Source organism: Shewanella salipaludis (genome assembly GCF_012911865.1).
Classification (GTDB): Bacteria; Pseudomonadota; Gammaproteobacteria; order Enterobacterales; family Shewanellaceae; genus Shewanella; species Shewanella salipaludis.
The window spans coordinates 101827-117033 of the sequence record NZ_JAAXYH010000006.1 but is presented as its reverse complement, the minus strand read 5'-3'; the positions used below and the strand labels follow the sequence as shown (position 1 = coordinate 117033).

General features: G+C 55.8%; 14 protein-coding genes. All 14 read right to left on the bottom strand.

What is annotated here, in order from left to right:
• Positions 1-3: 3 nt before the first annotated feature.
• The 14 genes from fliL to fliD all read right to left on the bottom strand — a co-directional run bounded on the left by fliL (position 4) and on the right by fliD (position 15180).
• The gene (gene fliL / locus HC757_RS10295; RefSeq protein ID WP_169564255.1) at positions 4-525 is read right to left on the bottom strand and encodes a flagellar basal body-associated protein FliL; all 522 of its coding nucleotides are present in this window, start codon (positions 523-525) and stop codon (positions 4-6) included.
• A 104-nt stretch (positions 526-629) separates the two neighbouring features.
• Positions 630-2261 (bottom strand): flagellar hook-length control protein FliK, encoded by a 1632-nt coding sequence (locus tag HC757_RS10290; RefSeq protein ID WP_169564254.1) that lies wholly within the window; start codon positions 2259-2261, stop codon positions 630-632.
• Between the two features lie 129 nt (positions 2262-2390).
• Positions 2391-2834: a flagellar export protein FliJ gene (fliJ, locus tag HC757_RS10285; RefSeq protein ID WP_169564253.1), complete on the bottom strand. Its 444-nt coding sequence runs from the start codon at positions 2832-2834 to the stop codon at positions 2391-2393.
• A gap of 89 nt (positions 2835-2923) precedes the next feature.
• Entirely contained in the window at positions 2924-4264 is a 1341-nt protein-coding gene (gene fliI, locus HC757_RS10280; RefSeq protein WP_169564252.1) for a flagellar protein export ATPase FliI, read from the bottom strand.
• Positions 4233-5225 (bottom strand): flagellar assembly protein FliH, encoded by a 993-nt coding sequence (fliH, locus tag HC757_RS10275; RefSeq protein ID WP_169564251.1) that lies wholly within the window; start codon positions 5223-5225, stop codon positions 4233-4235. Before fliH ends, fliI begins: the two co-directional genes overlap by 32 nt.
• Before the next feature lie 20 nt (positions 5226-5245).
• Positions 5246-6286, bottom strand: a complete 1041-nt coding sequence (gene fliG, locus HC757_RS10270) for a flagellar motor switch protein FliG (RefSeq protein ID WP_169564250.1) — start codon at positions 6284-6286, stop codon at positions 5246-5248.
• Positions 6279-7958, bottom strand: a complete 1680-nt coding sequence (fliF, locus tag HC757_RS10265) for a flagellar basal-body MS-ring/collar protein FliF (RefSeq protein WP_211164374.1) — start codon at positions 7956-7958, stop codon at positions 6279-6281. Before fliF ends, fliG begins: the two co-directional genes overlap by 8 nt.
• Before the next feature lie 47 nt (positions 7959-8005).
• Positions 8006-8341, bottom strand: a complete 336-nt coding sequence (gene fliE / locus HC757_RS10260) for a flagellar hook-basal body complex protein FliE (RefSeq protein ID WP_169564249.1) — start codon at positions 8339-8341, stop codon at positions 8006-8008.
• Positions 8342-8671: 330 nt separating this feature from the next.
• A complete protein-coding gene (locus HC757_RS10255) occupies positions 8672-10024 on the bottom strand; it encodes a sigma-54-dependent transcriptional regulator (protein ID WP_169564248.1) in 1353 nt (450 codons plus the stop codon).
• The gene (locus tag HC757_RS10250; RefSeq protein WP_169564383.1) at positions 10017-11099 is read right to left on the bottom strand and encodes an ATP-binding protein; all 1083 of its coding nucleotides are present in this window, start codon (positions 11097-11099) and stop codon (positions 10017-10019) included. Before HC757_RS10250 ends, HC757_RS10255 begins: the two co-directional genes overlap by 8 nt.
• Before the next feature lie 130 nt (positions 11100-11229).
• Positions 11230-12663: a sigma-54 dependent transcriptional regulator gene (locus HC757_RS10245; RefSeq protein ID WP_169564247.1), complete on the bottom strand. Its 1434-nt coding sequence runs from the start codon at positions 12661-12663 to the stop codon at positions 11230-11232.
• Positions 12664-12950: 287 nt separating this feature from the next.
• Entirely contained in the window at positions 12951-13361 is a 411-nt protein-coding gene (gene fliS / locus HC757_RS10240) for a flagellar export chaperone FliS (RefSeq protein WP_169564246.1), read from the bottom strand.
• Positions 13362-13367: 6 nt separating this feature from the next.
• A complete protein-coding gene (locus HC757_RS10235; RefSeq protein WP_244623425.1) occupies positions 13368-13733 on the bottom strand; it encodes a flagella biosynthesis chaperone for FliD, FliT in 366 nt (121 codons plus the stop codon).
• A gap of 88 nt (positions 13734-13821) precedes the next feature.
• Complete coding sequence (gene fliD / locus HC757_RS10230; protein WP_169564381.1) at positions 13822-15180, bottom strand: flagellar filament capping protein FliD; 1359 nt, start codon at positions 15178-15180, stop codon at positions 13822-13824.
• Positions 15181-15207 lie beyond the last annotated feature (27 nt).

Sequence of the window (15207 nt, the reverse complement as noted above, 5' to 3'; positions counted from 1 at the left end):
CACTCATTGCATCACAAAACCTGTGAACAGCACCTTCTCGACCACCTTGCGACCCGTCACCGGCTGCAGGGTATTCTGTACATTCAACAACGCCAGCTGACGCAACTCGTCCTTGCCCACCAAGGAGCTCAACTTCTGCACATCGGCACTGCTGAAGGTGGTCAGCAGGGCATCTTCGACCAAAGGAATGTGTTTCTTGACCAGGACATCGTCGTTGCTGCCCCGCACCATCAACTGTACCTTGATTTCCACCAACCTGGCCCTGTCGGCACCGGGAAGATTGAAGAGAAACGGCCTGGGCATGGCGACATAGAATGCCTCCCCCGGGTCGACGACTTCTGTGGCTATCTCCTGGCCGGCATCCTCGGCTGCTGCCGATTCGGCATCGTCGCCGCCGAGCAGCAGCCACAGGCCTATGCCCAAGAGAAGCAGCAGTACCAGGCCAAGCCCGGCAAACAGCATGAGTTTGCGCTTACTCTGAGAGTCCTGCGTATTTTCAAGTTCTAAAGATTCTTCTTCAGCCATTAGCTGTTCCATTCACCCATGAGTTAATTTCGGTCATACTTCTAAAGGGTTCACTTGCAATCGGGCCGCCCTGGGGCATGGCGCCGACCCTATAGGTTACCCGCTTATGCGTAATAATCTATACCCGAAGCCGAACTTGTTGCCTGATTTAGGCTCAACACTGTCTCTTCTGCTGAAATTTCATCCAGCCCCTGGCCAGTGCCCGCACCGCCGTCGTCGGAGCCGCGCCTTTCCTGCTGACCATGGCCCTGGGATACCTGGCTGTCGGTCAGTTGCATGCCCTGCTCAGACAACAACTCCCTCAGTCTGGGAATGGCTTGTTCGACCAGATCCCGGGTCTGATGATGCACCACATGGAACTGCACCTGGGTCTGATCGCCCTGCACCTGGATCTTCACCATCATGGCCCCAAGTTCGGGGGGATCCAGGCGGATCTCTGCCTGTTGTATGCCCTGGCTGACCATGGCGATCAACTGCTGTTTCATCACGGGAGAGAAGCGCTGGATCATCTCCTGCATCTGCGGTGCCTGCTCGCCGCCGTGGCGCAGAGACAACTGCATCTGTGCCTGCTCGCTGCGGTTCAAAAGACCTTGGGCCGACAAGTGCTGCAACTGCAGCGCCTTGGCATCCACAGGGTTAGCGTTCTGGCCATCGACAGCCGGCGCCTCACCTGCGTCGGTCAGTAAACCGACGGACAGGCTGGCCTCCCTAAGCTGAGCGGCGCTATCCGAGGTCTGAATCGCCGTCAGTTTATCGGCATTGCCGAGTGACGCCTCCTGAGAGACGCCGGACATCGCCAGCGCAGCATCACCCTTGGCGGCACCCATGGCTTCGAGGCCAGGACTCGCGGCGGTCGTCGCGGCCCCGGCGGCGGCTCTGGTCGATGTCGCCGAGGCAGCCATTGGACCAGGGTCAGGATTCAGCCCTTGCGAACTTGCGAGCTCGCCCCCGGCATCGGCCACCTCGGGCGTCGCCATTGCGCCGGCGCTCAGTCCAGCACTCAACCCAGCGCCAGACCCGGCAGGCGCCGGTTCCAGGCTGGACTCTGAGGTCAAGTTTGCCCCGGAAGCTGATTGCGGCATGTGTTGTACAGTTTGTGATGTAATTTGCTCTGCATCTGCGTCTGCGCCCTGACCCGCCTCTGGACTCGCGCCTTGGGCCGCTATGGGCAGTTCGGCGGCTTCGGCCATGCCGGACAGAACCTGTGTCTCTGCGACAGAGTCGCCATCGAGTGCCGGTACAGACTCAGACGCTTCCCCGGCCACCTTATCATCCATTTCGGTCCCGGCATCTGCACCAACATCTGCAGAGCCACCGGCAACAGCCATGCTCTCTTGGCTGAGCCCGGGCGTCAGCGCCGATGCCGCATCGGCATAATTGCCAGGAGAAAGCGGCAAGTTCTCGCCGTCAGCGGCAGTCTGGGATGGCTGTCTCAGTTCCTTGGCGAGATTGATCTGGGCGAAAATAAGCTGGATATCGTCGTCATTTTGGCTGTCTTCCTCATCCGACCCGGGGTTGGCTGAGGCCTGCCTCTCTTGTGACTGCATTGGGCCTGTGGCCTCAGCCCTGGCAAGCACAGACTTCCCGGACTCCTGAGTCGACGCATCTGTCTGGCCGCCGGCTTGCGCCAAGGCGGTAGAAAAGGCTTCGGCATCACTGGGTTGTTGCGAATTTTTGACCTGCGACTGAGTCACTTTTGCCGAGCCGGCAAGCAAGATATTTGTCGTTTGTTGCATGAAATTCCCCGAAGTGGCCCTTTTCCGACCCTATGTCGTCCGAATGCGAGCGTCAAATTACCGCTCCATATTCACAATACTTGGGTAAACTAAAGCAATAAAAATGCCAACACTCGTGGATCGGGCGGTTTAACTTCTGCGGTTGCGATAAAACTGCTGCGAGGCAAATTCGTCGCTCATCTTCTGTTCCCGCTTGGCTTCGAGCATCAGGGCCTTGTCGGCCTTGTTCGCCAGCAACAACTCCACCGCCTTACGCTTCTGCTGTTTCTCCAGCCAATGTTGCTGCCGATATTGGGTCTGAGTCGTGGCCTCATTAACCTGCTTATGCTGCTGTACTATGGCTTCATCTATCTGGCGGATAAATTGGTGGAATTGGTGGTAATTACTGGCACTGATCTTCTGTCCCAGCTGGCTATCCATCTGCTTCATATAGTCGAGGCGGTAATTATTCAGCGCCGTCAGTTGCCCCTGGCGCTTCTGCAAGTCCAGTTGCGCGGCTTTCAACTGCAGTCCGGCCTGCTCCTCGGCATCGCTGGCGAGTTTGAGCACGGTCAATAAAGGATCTTTGGCCATAAAGCGCTGTCCCTATATCCTTTGGGTGGCCGTGGCTTGCCACGGATGAGCTTGCATTCTGGTCGGGGCATGTCTCGCCATGGGTCCGTCTATACCTTGCACTGGGCGGCGAGTTGCCCCAGCATCAGCTGACAATCATCGAATCTGTGGGCGTCGCGCATGGTCTGACGCAGGAAGGCATTCATCGCAGGTTGCAACCGAATGGCATTATCTATGCGGGCATCGCTGCCCTGGGCATAGGCACCAATGGAAATAAGGTCTTTATTCTGTTGGTAAAGGGAATAGGTTTGTTTCACCTTGCGCATCGCCTCCAGGTGCTCATTGGGGATCACCATGGGGGCGACCCGGCTGATAGAGGCTTCTATGTCGATCGCCGGATAATGACCCGAGTCGGCCAATGCCCGCGACAGGACTATGTGGCCATCGAGGATCGCCCGCGACGCATCGGCTATGGGATCTTGCTGATCGTCGCCTTCGGTCAGTACTGTATAGAAGGCCGTTATCGATCCCTGTCCCGGCCCACCGTTGCCGGCACGTTCCACCAAACGCGGCAACTTGGCAAACACCGAAGGCGGATAGCCTTTGGTTGCCGGCGGCTCGCCCACCGCCAGGGCGATTTCCCGCTGGGCCTGGGCGTAACGGGTCAGGCTGTCCATCAGCAGCAGGACGTTATAGCCAAGATCGCGGAAATATTCGGCAATCCGGGTCGAAGTTTCACAGGCCCGCAGGCGCATCAGCGGCGAGGTATCGGCCGGGGCGGCGATGACCACAGAGCGGGCCCTGCCCTGCTCACCGAGGATTTCTTCGATAAATTCTTTGACTTCGCGGCCACGTTCACCCACCAAGCCGACCACTATGATGTCGGCCGTGGTACCCCGGGTCATCATGCCCAACAGTACGCTCTTGCCCACGCCCGAGCCGGCGAACAGCCCCATGCGTTGGCCCTTGCCCACGGTCAGCATAGCGTTGATGGCGCGCACCCCGACGTCGAGCGGCTCACTGATAGCCCGCCTGGACAGGGGGTTGATCGCCGGGCTATGTCTGGGCGCGTATTGATCCGTCTGCAAGGGGCCCTGACCATCCAGGGGCACCCCATTGCCGTCCAATACCCGTCCGAGCAGTGACAGTCCGACTTTCAGTCCGGCTTGCTCACCCAGCGGGCTCACCCTGGCACCCGGCAACACGCCCCTGAGTTCCTCAATCGGCATCAGGTACAACAGCTGATCGTCGAAGCCTATGACTTCGGCGATCAATTCACCCACCATGGTTTCTATGGCGCATAGGCTACCGACCGGGGCCCGGCAGCCGCTGGCTTCCAGGGTCAGGCCGACCACGCGCACCAACTGACCGCTGGCGACGGGGCGAAACGGCGGCACCTTGTCAGTGTGCAGTTTGACCTTACGCAGCAGCCTGTGAGTTCGATTTTGCATCTTGGCCGTTACCTGTTGCCTGAGGGGGGTGAGCGGAAGCCTGAGCTATTGCTTGCGCATCATTGGTTTGCAGATCATTGGTTTGCAGATCATTGGCATCGGGAACATCAGCATCGGCGGCCTCGGCATCTTGCATGGCGGCGTCTGCCGTCAGGGAAGGCGTCACCTGGGCGGCGCTATTGGCCTGCGCCTCTTTATGCTGCTGTATTTCCTGTTGCAGATGGGCACGCTGCTGACGCAGCGGCTCGAATACCGTATCTATGCGACTCTCCAGGCGCATATCCACCAAGGAGCGCCGGCTGTCGAGGATGCAATCGCCCGGTTGCAAACTGGGATCTTCATCTATTTGCCACTTGTTGCGCTCGAGCTGGGCCTGGGAATAGACATCGTTGACCAGGGCCGCATCGTCCGGATGCAGCCGCAGCGACACCGACTGCTCCTTAATCGGCAGTGCATCTATGCCCTGGCGCAAGGCTGCCAGTATGTGTTCCGGATGGGTTTTAAGTTCATGACCTATGACGGCCCTGGCCAAAGACATAGACAGAGACATCAATTCGGCTTCTATGTCGGCATCGAGAACGGCCAAGGGCTGCTCGAATTGCGTCAATAGGCTATCGAAACGCGCCAACATGACTTTGGCTTCGGCCATACCTGCCTCGAAGCCTTGCTGTTGCCCCTGCTCCAATCCCTGGGCATGACCTTGTTCCAGGCCTTCGAGTCGGCCCTGTTCCAGCCCGGCGCTATGGCCCTCTTGCTTGCCTTCGGCGAAACCTTCCTGCTCAGCCTGAACTCGTATGGCTTCGATTTCGGCCATGGTCGGCGGCAGGACAGTCTCGGACTGGGCCTCCCTCACATGGGCCTTGCCAAATTTACCGAATAAATTTGACGGTTCATCGGTCTGCTCCGAGGTGATATCCGGCAGTTGCCAATGGCTGAATTCATCTTCTGTATCTGGTGTCATCTGCTGCCCCTTAACGTCTTTTAGAGGAACTCGTCTCCGCCGCCACCGCCCAACATGATCTCACCGCTGTCGCTGAGGCGACGGGCGATGGAAAGGATCTCTTTCTGGGCAATTTCGACTTCGCTGATGCGAATAGGTCCCATGGCATCAAGATCGTCCCTAAGCAATTCTGCTGCCCGTTTGGACATATTCCCGAGCAATTTTTCCTTGAGCTGATCGTCGGCCCCTTTGAGCGCCTTCATCAGAATATCCTGCTGCACTTCACGCAGCAATGCCTGAATGCCCCGATCGTCGACATCGATAAGATTTTCAAAGACAAACATAAGATCCTGGATCTGCTGCGCCATCTCTTCGTCGGACTCGCGCATGGTCTCCATCAGCTGGCTCTCTACCCCGGTATCCAGGTAGTTCATTATGCTGGCCGCCGCCTTCAAACCGCCCATCTTGGCCGCCTGGGCCCCGCCCTGGCCGGCAAACTGTTTCTCCATGATGTCGTTGAGCTCCTGCAACGCCGCCGGCTGGACTTCTTCCAGATTGGCGATACGCATCATGAGATCCAAACGGGTATTCTCCGGGAACTGGCCGAAGATTTCTGCCGCCTGATCCGGCTCCAGGTATGACAGCACTATGGTTTGGATCTGCGGGTGCTCATTCTGGATGATGGTCGCCACCTGACGCGCATCCATCCACTTCAAGGAATCCAGTCCCTTGGCACCGCTGCCCATGATGATCTGTTCTATGAGGTTTCCGGCCTTGTCCTCGCCGAGCGCCGCGGTCAATGCCTTACGCACGAATTCTTCGCTGTTGAAGCCGATGGAGGAATACTTCTGGATGTCATCCAGGAAGAGCTTATGTACCCCTATGACTTTTTCCTGACCGAAGTCCTCCATCGCCGCCATCGCCATGCCGACCTTCTGCACTTGCTTGGGCTCAAGGTGTTTCAGGATCGATGCCGCATCCGCTTCGCTCAGGCTCAGCAGTAAGATGGCGGTCTTCTCAATCCCCGTCATATTGTCTATGTTAAAGCCCGAGCCTTTAACTGCTTCTTTTATTTCAGCCATTGTCTTGTAACCAGGTTTTCACGACTTGTGTCGATAATTCAGGCTCATTCGCCACCAAGGCGCGAATGGCCTTAATCATATCATCATCTTTGCGCAGATTAGGGATCAGTATCGAACCATCGTCGGCATAACTGTACTCGGCTTCCTTGGTATTCAACATGCCCAGGGTATCGGCCGCGTATTGATCTTCGATTTCGGCAAGCTCATGGCCCATCCTAGGATCGTCCGGCATATTGATGCTGTCCGGATAGATGAGGCGCTTCAGCATGGGGCGCACCACGAATATGATCAGGGTTAAGATAACCAATGCGCCCAAGGCCAGTTTCACCGCCCGCCAGAACCAGGGCTGCTCCCACAATTCCGGAGCCGGCATCTCTTCCACCAACTGATCCATGAAGGGCACGGTAACCACCTCCAATATGTCACCACGCTGGCCACTGAAACCGACAGCGCCTTCCAACAGGCGGCGGATATTGCTCAGCTCCTGCTCGGTACGCGCCACCCGGGTCACCTGACCATTCTCGCCTACGGCGCCGGGTTTGAAGTCTATGGCAACCGACACACTGACACGGCGCACCACCCCTACCTGCTGACGGGTATGGCTGATGGTGGTATCCAGCTCGAAGTTACGGGTGGCTTCTTTGTGGGAGTTGCCCGATGCCACCTGGGTTGCGGCCGCTTCGGTGGCTTGCTGGGGGATATCGGATTCCATCGGCGGCTGGTTGGACAAGGCGCCGGGGATGCCGCCACTGGTGCCGACCGAACTGTTATTCTCGACTGTCATTTCGCTGCGCAGCGACGGTAAATCCGGATTGAAACGCTTGGCCGTTTGTTCGACAGCGGTGAAATCCATGCTGACATCGACTTGCGAGGTGAAGTTCTCCGGGCCCAGGATGGGCACCAGGATAGATTCTATCTTGTTGCGGTATTCGGCTTCTTTCTGCTGCACCAGCTCCAGCTCGCGACGGGCACGGGCCGAGGCCCCATCCTGGCTGCCGGAATTGAGCAGGCGACCACTGGAATCTGTTACCGTCACCCGGGTCGGCTCCAGTCCTTGAACCGCGGAAGCGACTATGTCGACTATGGCATCGACTTCTTCCTGGCCCAAACCGCCACGGCGGGTACTGATGACCACTGTGGCGCTGGGCTTGGAGACATTGCGGGCGAACACATTTTCCTTGGGCAATGCCAGGATCACCTTGGCACGGCTGACACTCTTGAGCTCTTCGATGGCACGGGCGAGGTTCTGCTCCTGGCTATGCTTGAGCCTGGCCTGCTCCATCCGCTGACTGACACCGAAACCACTGTCCTGGCTCAGATAATCATCGGTTTGTGTCGCCCCGTCGATACCGGCGCGGCTGAGCATCATCTTCACCGCCTGATATTGGTCTTCAGGCACACTCACCACATCGACATTGATTTGATAGTCGATCTTATTCTTGTCGAGCACATCCAGTACCTGCATCATCTCCTGGGTTTCCATCTTGCCCAGCGGACGATATTCGGGTTCCTGTGCCCATAGCATGACGAACACGGCCAACGCCAGGCAGATAGCCAGGGCGAGGATCATGGTGACCTGGCGCATCATATCGACGCCACCCAGGCTGCCCATGACGCCGGACTTATGCTCCTGCTGAACTCCATCGTCGGTTGTCAGTCCCGACCCTACCATAATTTCTGTGCTCACTGCGCCTTCCTGCAATCTGGTTTATTCATGGCCTAAACTGGCATGCTCATAATTTCTTTGTAGGCTTCGACCAACCGATTTCTTACCTGTACCGTGGCCTCGAAAGCCACCCCGGCCTTCTCCCGGGCGATGACAGTATCCGACAGAGTCACGCTGGTGTCACCCATATCCAGACGGGTCGCCAAATTAGCCGAAGCACTCTGCAGCTCGCTGACATTGCCGACCGCCTGTGACAGCAGCTGACCGAAGTCGCTGCCGCTGGTGTTGTTGACCTGTTGGCTGATGTTGGGCTGAATAGCAAAAGAAGGGGAAATCTCGCCCTTAAGTGACTGCATTTCCTGAAGTAATGAATTTGCGCCTATTTGCATATTGAGCCCCATTCGTCGAATTATTGACGATAACCACCGATGATAGCCTAATGATGCAAAATGTTTGCCAATGTTGGATTGTGTTGCTGGAGAGGCGGGAAACCGGGCAGGAATTGCGCCGAGGGTGAAAGTTTACCTGTTGAAAACTTAAGCACTGCGATTTAAACGCAGTAATTTAAACACAGCAATTTAAGCGCAGCAATTTAAGCACTGCGCTGAAGCGCCGACGCTTAGGCGCCTGGCTGCGACCAGGACAACCTGCAACTATGATAATGGCCTCCTGCGCCAGCGCCGGAGGCCATCTCCCTAAACACGGCCTCCCGGACCGGGTTACCCAGGCAACTGGATCCCCATGTCGCGCATCTTGGCCATCTTATATCTCAGGGTCCTGGCACTGATCCCCAGCTTCTCGGCGACCAATTTACGACTCCCCTGACATAGGTTCAGGGTTTCCAGGATGATCACATGTTCCTGGGCTTTCAACTCATCCCCCAGACCATCGACTTCGGCCGGTTTCAGCGTGACAGCCTCATCCGCCTCGGCATCGAACAACACATCCTGGGCATCTATTATGATGTCGGCCGCCGTGATGGCATCCCCCTGATGCAGGATCAACGCCCGTTGAACGACATTGTCCAACTCGCGCACGTTACCCGGCCATCTGTGGGCCAACAGGCGCCTGCAGGCGCTCTCATCCAACTCAGGCATGGCGGCCAGCTGACAGGCCTCGGCATGTTTGACCACCAAGTGCCGCGCCAACGGCAGTATATCCGCCGGGCGCTGACATAGAGCCGGCCAAGTCAGCGGAAAGACATTGATACGATAGTAAAGATCTTCACGGAAAGTGCCGGCGGCCGCCATGGACTTGAGATCCCGGTTGGAGGTGGCCAGCACCCGCACATCCAGCTTGATGGTCTTGCGGCCCCCCAGACGCTCGACTTCCCGCTCCTGCAATACCCGCAGCAACTTGGCCTGCAGCGCCAGATCCATCTCGGAGATTTCGTCCAGCAGCAAGGTTCCCCCCTGGGCCTGCTCGAATTTCCCTGGGCAGGCCTGATAGGCACCGGTAAAGGCCCCCTTCTCGTAACCGAACAGGGTCGCTTCCAGCATATTTTCCGGAATGGCGGCACAGTTGATGGCCACGAATGCCTCGCCGGCACGCTTGCTGTGGTTATGGATATAGCGGGCCATGACTTCCTTGCCCGAGCCACTGGGCCCCATGATCATCACAGAGGCATCAGATACCGCCACCCGCTGCGCCAACGCCAGCAAGGCCAGGCTCTTGTCATCGGCAACCACAGGCTTATCCGTGTTCAACTTGGTCGGCAGATAACGGGAGACCTGGTTGAGCAGCACTTGAGGCGCAAAGGGCTTGGCAAGATAATCGACGGCCCCCAGCTTGATGGCGCTGACGGCACTGCCTATGGTGGCATAGGCCGTCATCAAGAGTAGCGGCAGTTTAGGCTGGTGTGCGGCCAGATAGTTGAGCAAGCCGATCCCGCCTATGCCTTCCATCTGCACATCGCTGATGACAAGATCGAAGCTCTCGCGCTTGAGCGCCATTATGGCTTCTTCCGCCGAACCTACGTCGACACAGTCGTAGTGAGCCAACATCAGGGTATCGAGTAAGGCTTCACGCAGGTTGGCATCATCCTCGACCAGCAAGAGTCTCGCTTCAGACATGGGTGACCTCCGTCATGGTGCAGTCATCGCCGTGCCTATGCAGCGGGAAATGCAGCGCCACGGCGCAGCCCTTGCCCGGGGCACAGCTCAGTTGCAGCTGGCCGCCATGATTGCGCACCACGGACTGAACCACCGCCAGCCCCAGCCCTGTGCCCTGACTCTTGGTGGTGAAGAAAGGCTCCAGCACCTGTTGCTGCATCTTGGCATCCAGTCCCTTGCCATTGTCCAGCACCTGCAGGCTGAGGCCGCCGTCACTCTGACTCGCCTGCAGGCGAATGTCGGTTGCACCTGCTTCGATACTGTTGATCACCAGGTTGTTTACCGCCGAACTGAGGGCATTGATGTTGGCCAGCAACAGCCCGGAGGAGGTATCGCTGTGAGTGATGCGGCAATTTTGTCTGGCGGCTATGGGTTCACAGTTGGCCAACACCTTGTCTATCAGCTCTCCAAGGGAGATGGGCTCACCGAGCGCATCCTGGCGTCCCTTGGCCATCAGCAGCATGTCGTTAACCTGACGTTCGAGCTCATTCAGGCGGTCGACCAATTTCTGTTGAAACTTGCTGCGCGCCGCATCCGATAGTTTGGGGCTGGCGAGGTTGGAAGCATAGAGCAAGGCCGCCGACAAGGGCGTGCGCACCTGGTGCGCCAGGGTGGCAACCATCTTGCCCAGTGATGACAGGCGTTGCAGATGAGACAGGTTTTTTTGCAGCAGACGGGTTTCGGTCAGATCTGTCAATACGATCAACTGCCCCGGCTCAGGCGTCAGCGGCGTGATGGCCAGCTTAACCCGCCGGCCATTGCGTAAGGAGACTTCATAGCCGTCATCATCCTGAGGTGCAAAGGCGCGATGGATCACATCCAGCCAACGGGCACCGCTCAGCGGTCGACCCAGCAACTCGATCGCTATCGGATTGGCTTCGGTCACTATGCCATCGCCATTGAGTATCACCACCCCGGATGGCATGGCTTGCAGTATATGCTCCATACGATTGGACATATTGGCTGCCTCACGCTGCTGGATCCATTGCCACTGGGGGCCAATGCTGTCAATTGGTGCTAATGGGTTGGCTGACACTGCTCGATTGGCGACCATAGTCACTCCGTCAAATTATTGCCTATGACGGGTGACTGCAGAATTTATGCCAAAAAGGATTCAAGCATTAAAGTAGAAAATAACAATGCTGAAACAAAGAGTTGCAACAAGGCTACTCTTTGCTCATGCCGTACTTACGCATCTTCTCGACCAAGGTGGTACGGCGTATCCCCAGCATCTCGGCGGCCCTGGCGACCACATTGTCCTGCTGTTCCAATGCCTGGCGTATCATGTCGATTTCCAGTTCGGCCAACAAGTCCTTCAAGTTAACCCCTTCGGGTGGTAACTCACTCGGGAAACGGGTCTCGGGGAGCTCTATCGGGGTATCGTCACTGAAGATGGAGGCCAGCGCATCCCGCTCCTGCTGCTCCTCGCTGACATCCACCGAATACTCGGGCACGTCGATATAGCGGTATTTCAACGGCAGATCGTTGACATCGACCAAGCCGCCCGGATAGAGGATGGTTAAACGCTCCACCAAGTTGGAGAGTTCCCGCACGTTACCCGACCAAGTGTGCTCCTTGAGGGATTCTATCGCCCTCTGGGTAAAGCGCACCTTGCCCCGGCCTTCGTTATAGACACGACTGACCAGCTCCTGCAACAACAGGGGCACATCGTCCTGACGCTCACTGAGCGCCGGCATTTCTATGGGGAAGACGTTGAGGCGATAATAGAGATCTTCCCGGAATTCATTATCCAGGATCATCGCCTCGAGGTTTCTGTGGGTCGCGGCGACCACACGCACATTGGCCTGAATGGTTTTTGAGCCACCGACGCGTTCGAACACCCTCTCCTGCAATACCCGCAGCAACTTCACCTGCATCTGCAACGGCATGTCACCGATTTCATCTAAGAACAGGGTGCCGCCCTCGGCCAGTTCGAAACGCCCCTTGCGGGATGAGATGGCGCCGGTAAAGGAGCCCTTCTCATGGCCGAAGAGTTCGCTCTCGAGCAGTTCTGGGGGAATGGCGCCGCAGTTCACCGGGATGAAGGGGCCGTCACGACGAGGAGATAAATAATGAATGTTGCGCGCAACCACTTCCTTGCCGGTACCTGATTGCCCCAGCACCAACACTGTCGCCTCGGATCCCGCCACCTGGTTGATCAGATGCCGCACATTGGAAATACCTTCGCTGCGGCCTACCAGGCTGCGAAACAGCTTGGTCTGATTGACACTGGTCGGCACCTGGGGACGTTTCACCTGGCCGTAGACCTGGCAAAAATGCAGTAGCTCTGTCAGTTGCGGATAGTTCAGCGGCTCATCTATGACACCCAGTATGTTGGAGAGCTGAAGATCGTCGACCGCCCCCAACAAGAGCCAAGGTTGCCAGACAAGACGTCCGGCCAGATTTTTCAGTTCCTCAACCGATATCACATCTGTCGCCACTATCAGGGCTCGAAAGCGAGTGTCCTGAGTATAGGTTTCAATCTTATCGACTGAGATACACTCAATTTGCTCACCCAAGAATTCTAATATGCAACACAAGCGGTTAAGGCGCTCGGACTGGTTTCCGACAAGTAAAATTCGTTGTTCTGTTAGCATCATTCAGTAGGCCGTTTAAGCTCTAATATTTATTAATTCGCATTAATTTTTTATGTTAGTTGCTGTAAAATCTTCGCAAATTTAATGTAAAAATCTGTGTCACAATAAACACCAGGGGGAATATTGTATTATCAGCCAGCCAGAAGCAAGTGGCAGATGCTGTTTATCGCTCATAGAATCGATTTTAGTCCAGATCCTGCGGCGAGCCGGCCTGAATCGTCAAATAACTGTCGCCGAGTCAAAAATGGCGCGCCGAGCACGCCGCATTTCCGGTCATTTTACACTCAGTTTTACAGGTTATCTGCATGAGAAGACAGGGTATGTTTATCCTGGGGGATGGCATCCCAACTCTCTTTGATTGTCCGCACCAAATCACTGACTTCGTCTATGGCCCGGACATCGTTGTTCATGTTGGCTTCAGAAATTCTGCGCAACATAAAATCATATAAATCGCTGAGATTATTGGCGACCTGACCTTCGGCATCCATGTTCAAGCTGCTGTTTAAGCCCGAGATGATCCCCAGCGCCTTGCCAATAAATATGCCCTTATTGGCATAGTCTTTCTGCTCTATGGCATAACGACTCTGAGCCAAACGTTCCAGTGCACCCGACAGCATCATCTGAATGATCCTGTGGGGCGACGCGATGGCAATTTCACTCTCGAGTGACACCTTGCGATATGACTTCAATGATCCTCTCATACACACCTACCTATTTGCATCTATAGTCTTGTAAACCTTGATATGGCGCTGATTATTACTGCCTGAACGCAACAGCGACTGTCTATGCTGCGACAGTTCACTGAGTCGCTGTCCATAGGATTGGCTCAGAACCAGCTGCTGCTGCAAATAGTCTCTATCGACAAAATCGTTATCGGCAACCAGCTCGGCGAGTAATAATTGACGTTGCTGGATAAACTCTAGCAAGTTTGATACCAACATATCGGTCAGTTCGTCTTCAACCGGAGAAAGCGCCAGCTTAGCCAGACTTTCGGCCATCTCGGAGTTAAGCGAGTCCAAGGTCTTCAGCCTGTGAACCCTGCCACTGCTGCTGGGATTAATGTCATCTTGCATACTCATACCTGATGGCTACTCTCTTCATTGGTGTCTTGTGGTGAAGCTGCGCGCTTGGTTGCCGAACCTATGTTGCAGGCATAGGGGATCAGTTTTTATTCACCAATCCAGGCAAGGAGTCCAGTCTCTGAGCCAGCATGCTGCTCTGGGTATTCAGCTGGCCGACGAGCAAGTCCATCGCATTGTATTGCTTTAATAAGCGCGATTCATAGGCACTCATCTTCAACGCCAGGCTCTCACGGCTATCCTTAATGCGGGATAGCTGCTTATCCAGGCTCTCGTCCCGGCTATCCAGAATGCCGCCTGACTGAGTGTAGGTATCGGCAACGCCCTTCACCTTGGCGGCGAAACCTGTATCTTCGGTAGTGAAGAAATCAGCCACCGCATTGGCATTGGTTTTCAATACCTCGGTGAGCTTGGTATCATCTATCTCGAGCAATCCCTCTCTTGTGGTCTTTATCCCCATACTGGCCAGCATGATCTCACCACTACCGTTGTCACCAGACGCTGACATGACGCCTCTGAGCTGTGATTGAATGCTGCGGATCAGCGAATCCCCCTGCAGCACACCGGCCTTTTTGGTATTGGGGTCATAACCCGACATGCCGGACATGGTCTTCATCATCTCATTGTATGAAGTGACAAAGTCCTTGATCGCCGTCTTGGAAGTCTCTCTGTTGGGTTCGACCGTCAGAGTCGTTGACTTGGCGACATCGGCGTCAGTCAGTGTCAGACTCACCCCAGTGATCGCATTTTCAATGTCATTTGAGTCAGAGGTGACCTTGAGGCCATCGACATAGATAATGGCATCCTTGGCAGACTGCAACTCTGTCATGGCGAAGGTATCGTTCAACGCAGTACCCGCATCGTCTGTAGCTGTCACCTGCACAGTATTGGCAGTGCCGGTTTTGTTCGATGTCAGTACCAACTGGGCACCGGCATCGCCATTGATGATGGTGGCCGTGACCCCGACATTGTCTTCGGCGGCATTGATATTCTTCATTATGTCTTGCAGCGAGTCTGTGGCGGCTACGGCAAGATCGAAGCTCTTACCATCTACTGCAAAGTTCAATGAACCGCTGCCGATGGGCGCAGTCACATCGGCAACGGCCGTTGACCCCTGCTTCTGGCTTTCGGCCAGCTGCTCGACCACCAGCTTATAGCTGCCGGCAACGGCTTCAGGATTTACAGTGGCTGTGAGAAAGTCTTTGTTGGAAAGCTTGCTCTTGAAACCTGTGAAAGTCTTGATATCGGACAGGGGTTTGAGCTTATCCAAAAACTCCGACATGGCACTCTTGAGCGAGCCAATGGCAGATATCTGGGTATTGAGTTTACCTTCATCGACGTTGAACTGCGCCTCTTTGGGGGCTTTTTCCGCGTTCACCAAGGCGCTGACTATGCCGCCTATGTCCATGCCAGAACCTACACCTAGTGCCGTTAATCCCATATCCACCTCTGACTCATCTAAAACAAA

Excerpts from the sequence above, each read along its gene's own strand:
- fliJ (WP_169564253.1), bottom strand. The coding sequence starts at position 2,834 with ATGGCCAAAGATCCTTTATTGACCGTGCTCAAACTCGCCAGCGATGCC.
- HC757_RS10235 (WP_244623425.1), bottom strand. The coding sequence starts at position 13,733 with ATGCAAGATGACATTAATCCCAGCAGCAGTGGCAGGGTTCACAGGCTG.
- HC757_RS10255 (WP_169564248.1), bottom strand. The coding sequence starts at position 10,024 with ATGTCTGAAGCGAGACTCTTGCTGGTCGAGGATGATGCCAACCTGCGT.
- fliH (WP_169564251.1), bottom strand. The coding sequence starts at position 5,225 with ATGACACCAGATACAGAAGATGAATTCAGCCATTGGCAACTGCCGGAT.
- fliS (WP_169564246.1), bottom strand. The coding sequence starts at position 13,361 with ATGAGAGGATCATTGAAGTCATATCGCAAGGTGTCACTCGAGAGTGAA.
- HC757_RS10290 (WP_169564254.1), bottom strand. The coding sequence starts at position 2,261 with ATGCAACAAACGACAAATATCTTGCTTGCCGGCTCGGCAAAAGTGACT.
- HC757_RS10245 (WP_169564247.1), bottom strand. The coding sequence starts at position 12,663 with ATGATGCTAACAGAACAACGAATTTTACTTGTCGGAAACCAGTCCGAG.
- fliL (WP_169564255.1), bottom strand. The coding sequence starts at position 525 with ATGGCTGAAGAAGAATCTTTAGAACTTGAAAATACGCAGGACTCTCAG.
- fliG (WP_169564250.1), bottom strand. The coding sequence starts at position 6,286 with ATGGCTGAAATAAAAGAAGCAGTTAAAGGCTCGGGCTTTAACATAGAC.
- fliI (WP_169564252.1), bottom strand. The coding sequence starts at position 4,264 with ATGCAAAATCGAACTCACAGGCTGCTGCGTAAGGTCAAACTGCACACT.
- fliF (WP_211164374.1), bottom strand. The coding sequence starts at position 7,958 with ATGGTAGGGTCGGGACTGACAACCGACGATGGAGTTCAGCAGGAGCAT.
- fliE (WP_169564249.1), bottom strand. The coding sequence starts at position 8,341 with ATGCAAATAGGCGCAAATTCATTACTTCAGGAAATGCAGTCACTTAAG.
- fliD (WP_169564381.1), bottom strand. The coding sequence starts at position 15,180 with ATGGGATTAACGGCACTAGGTGTAGGTTCTGGCATGGACATAGGCGGC.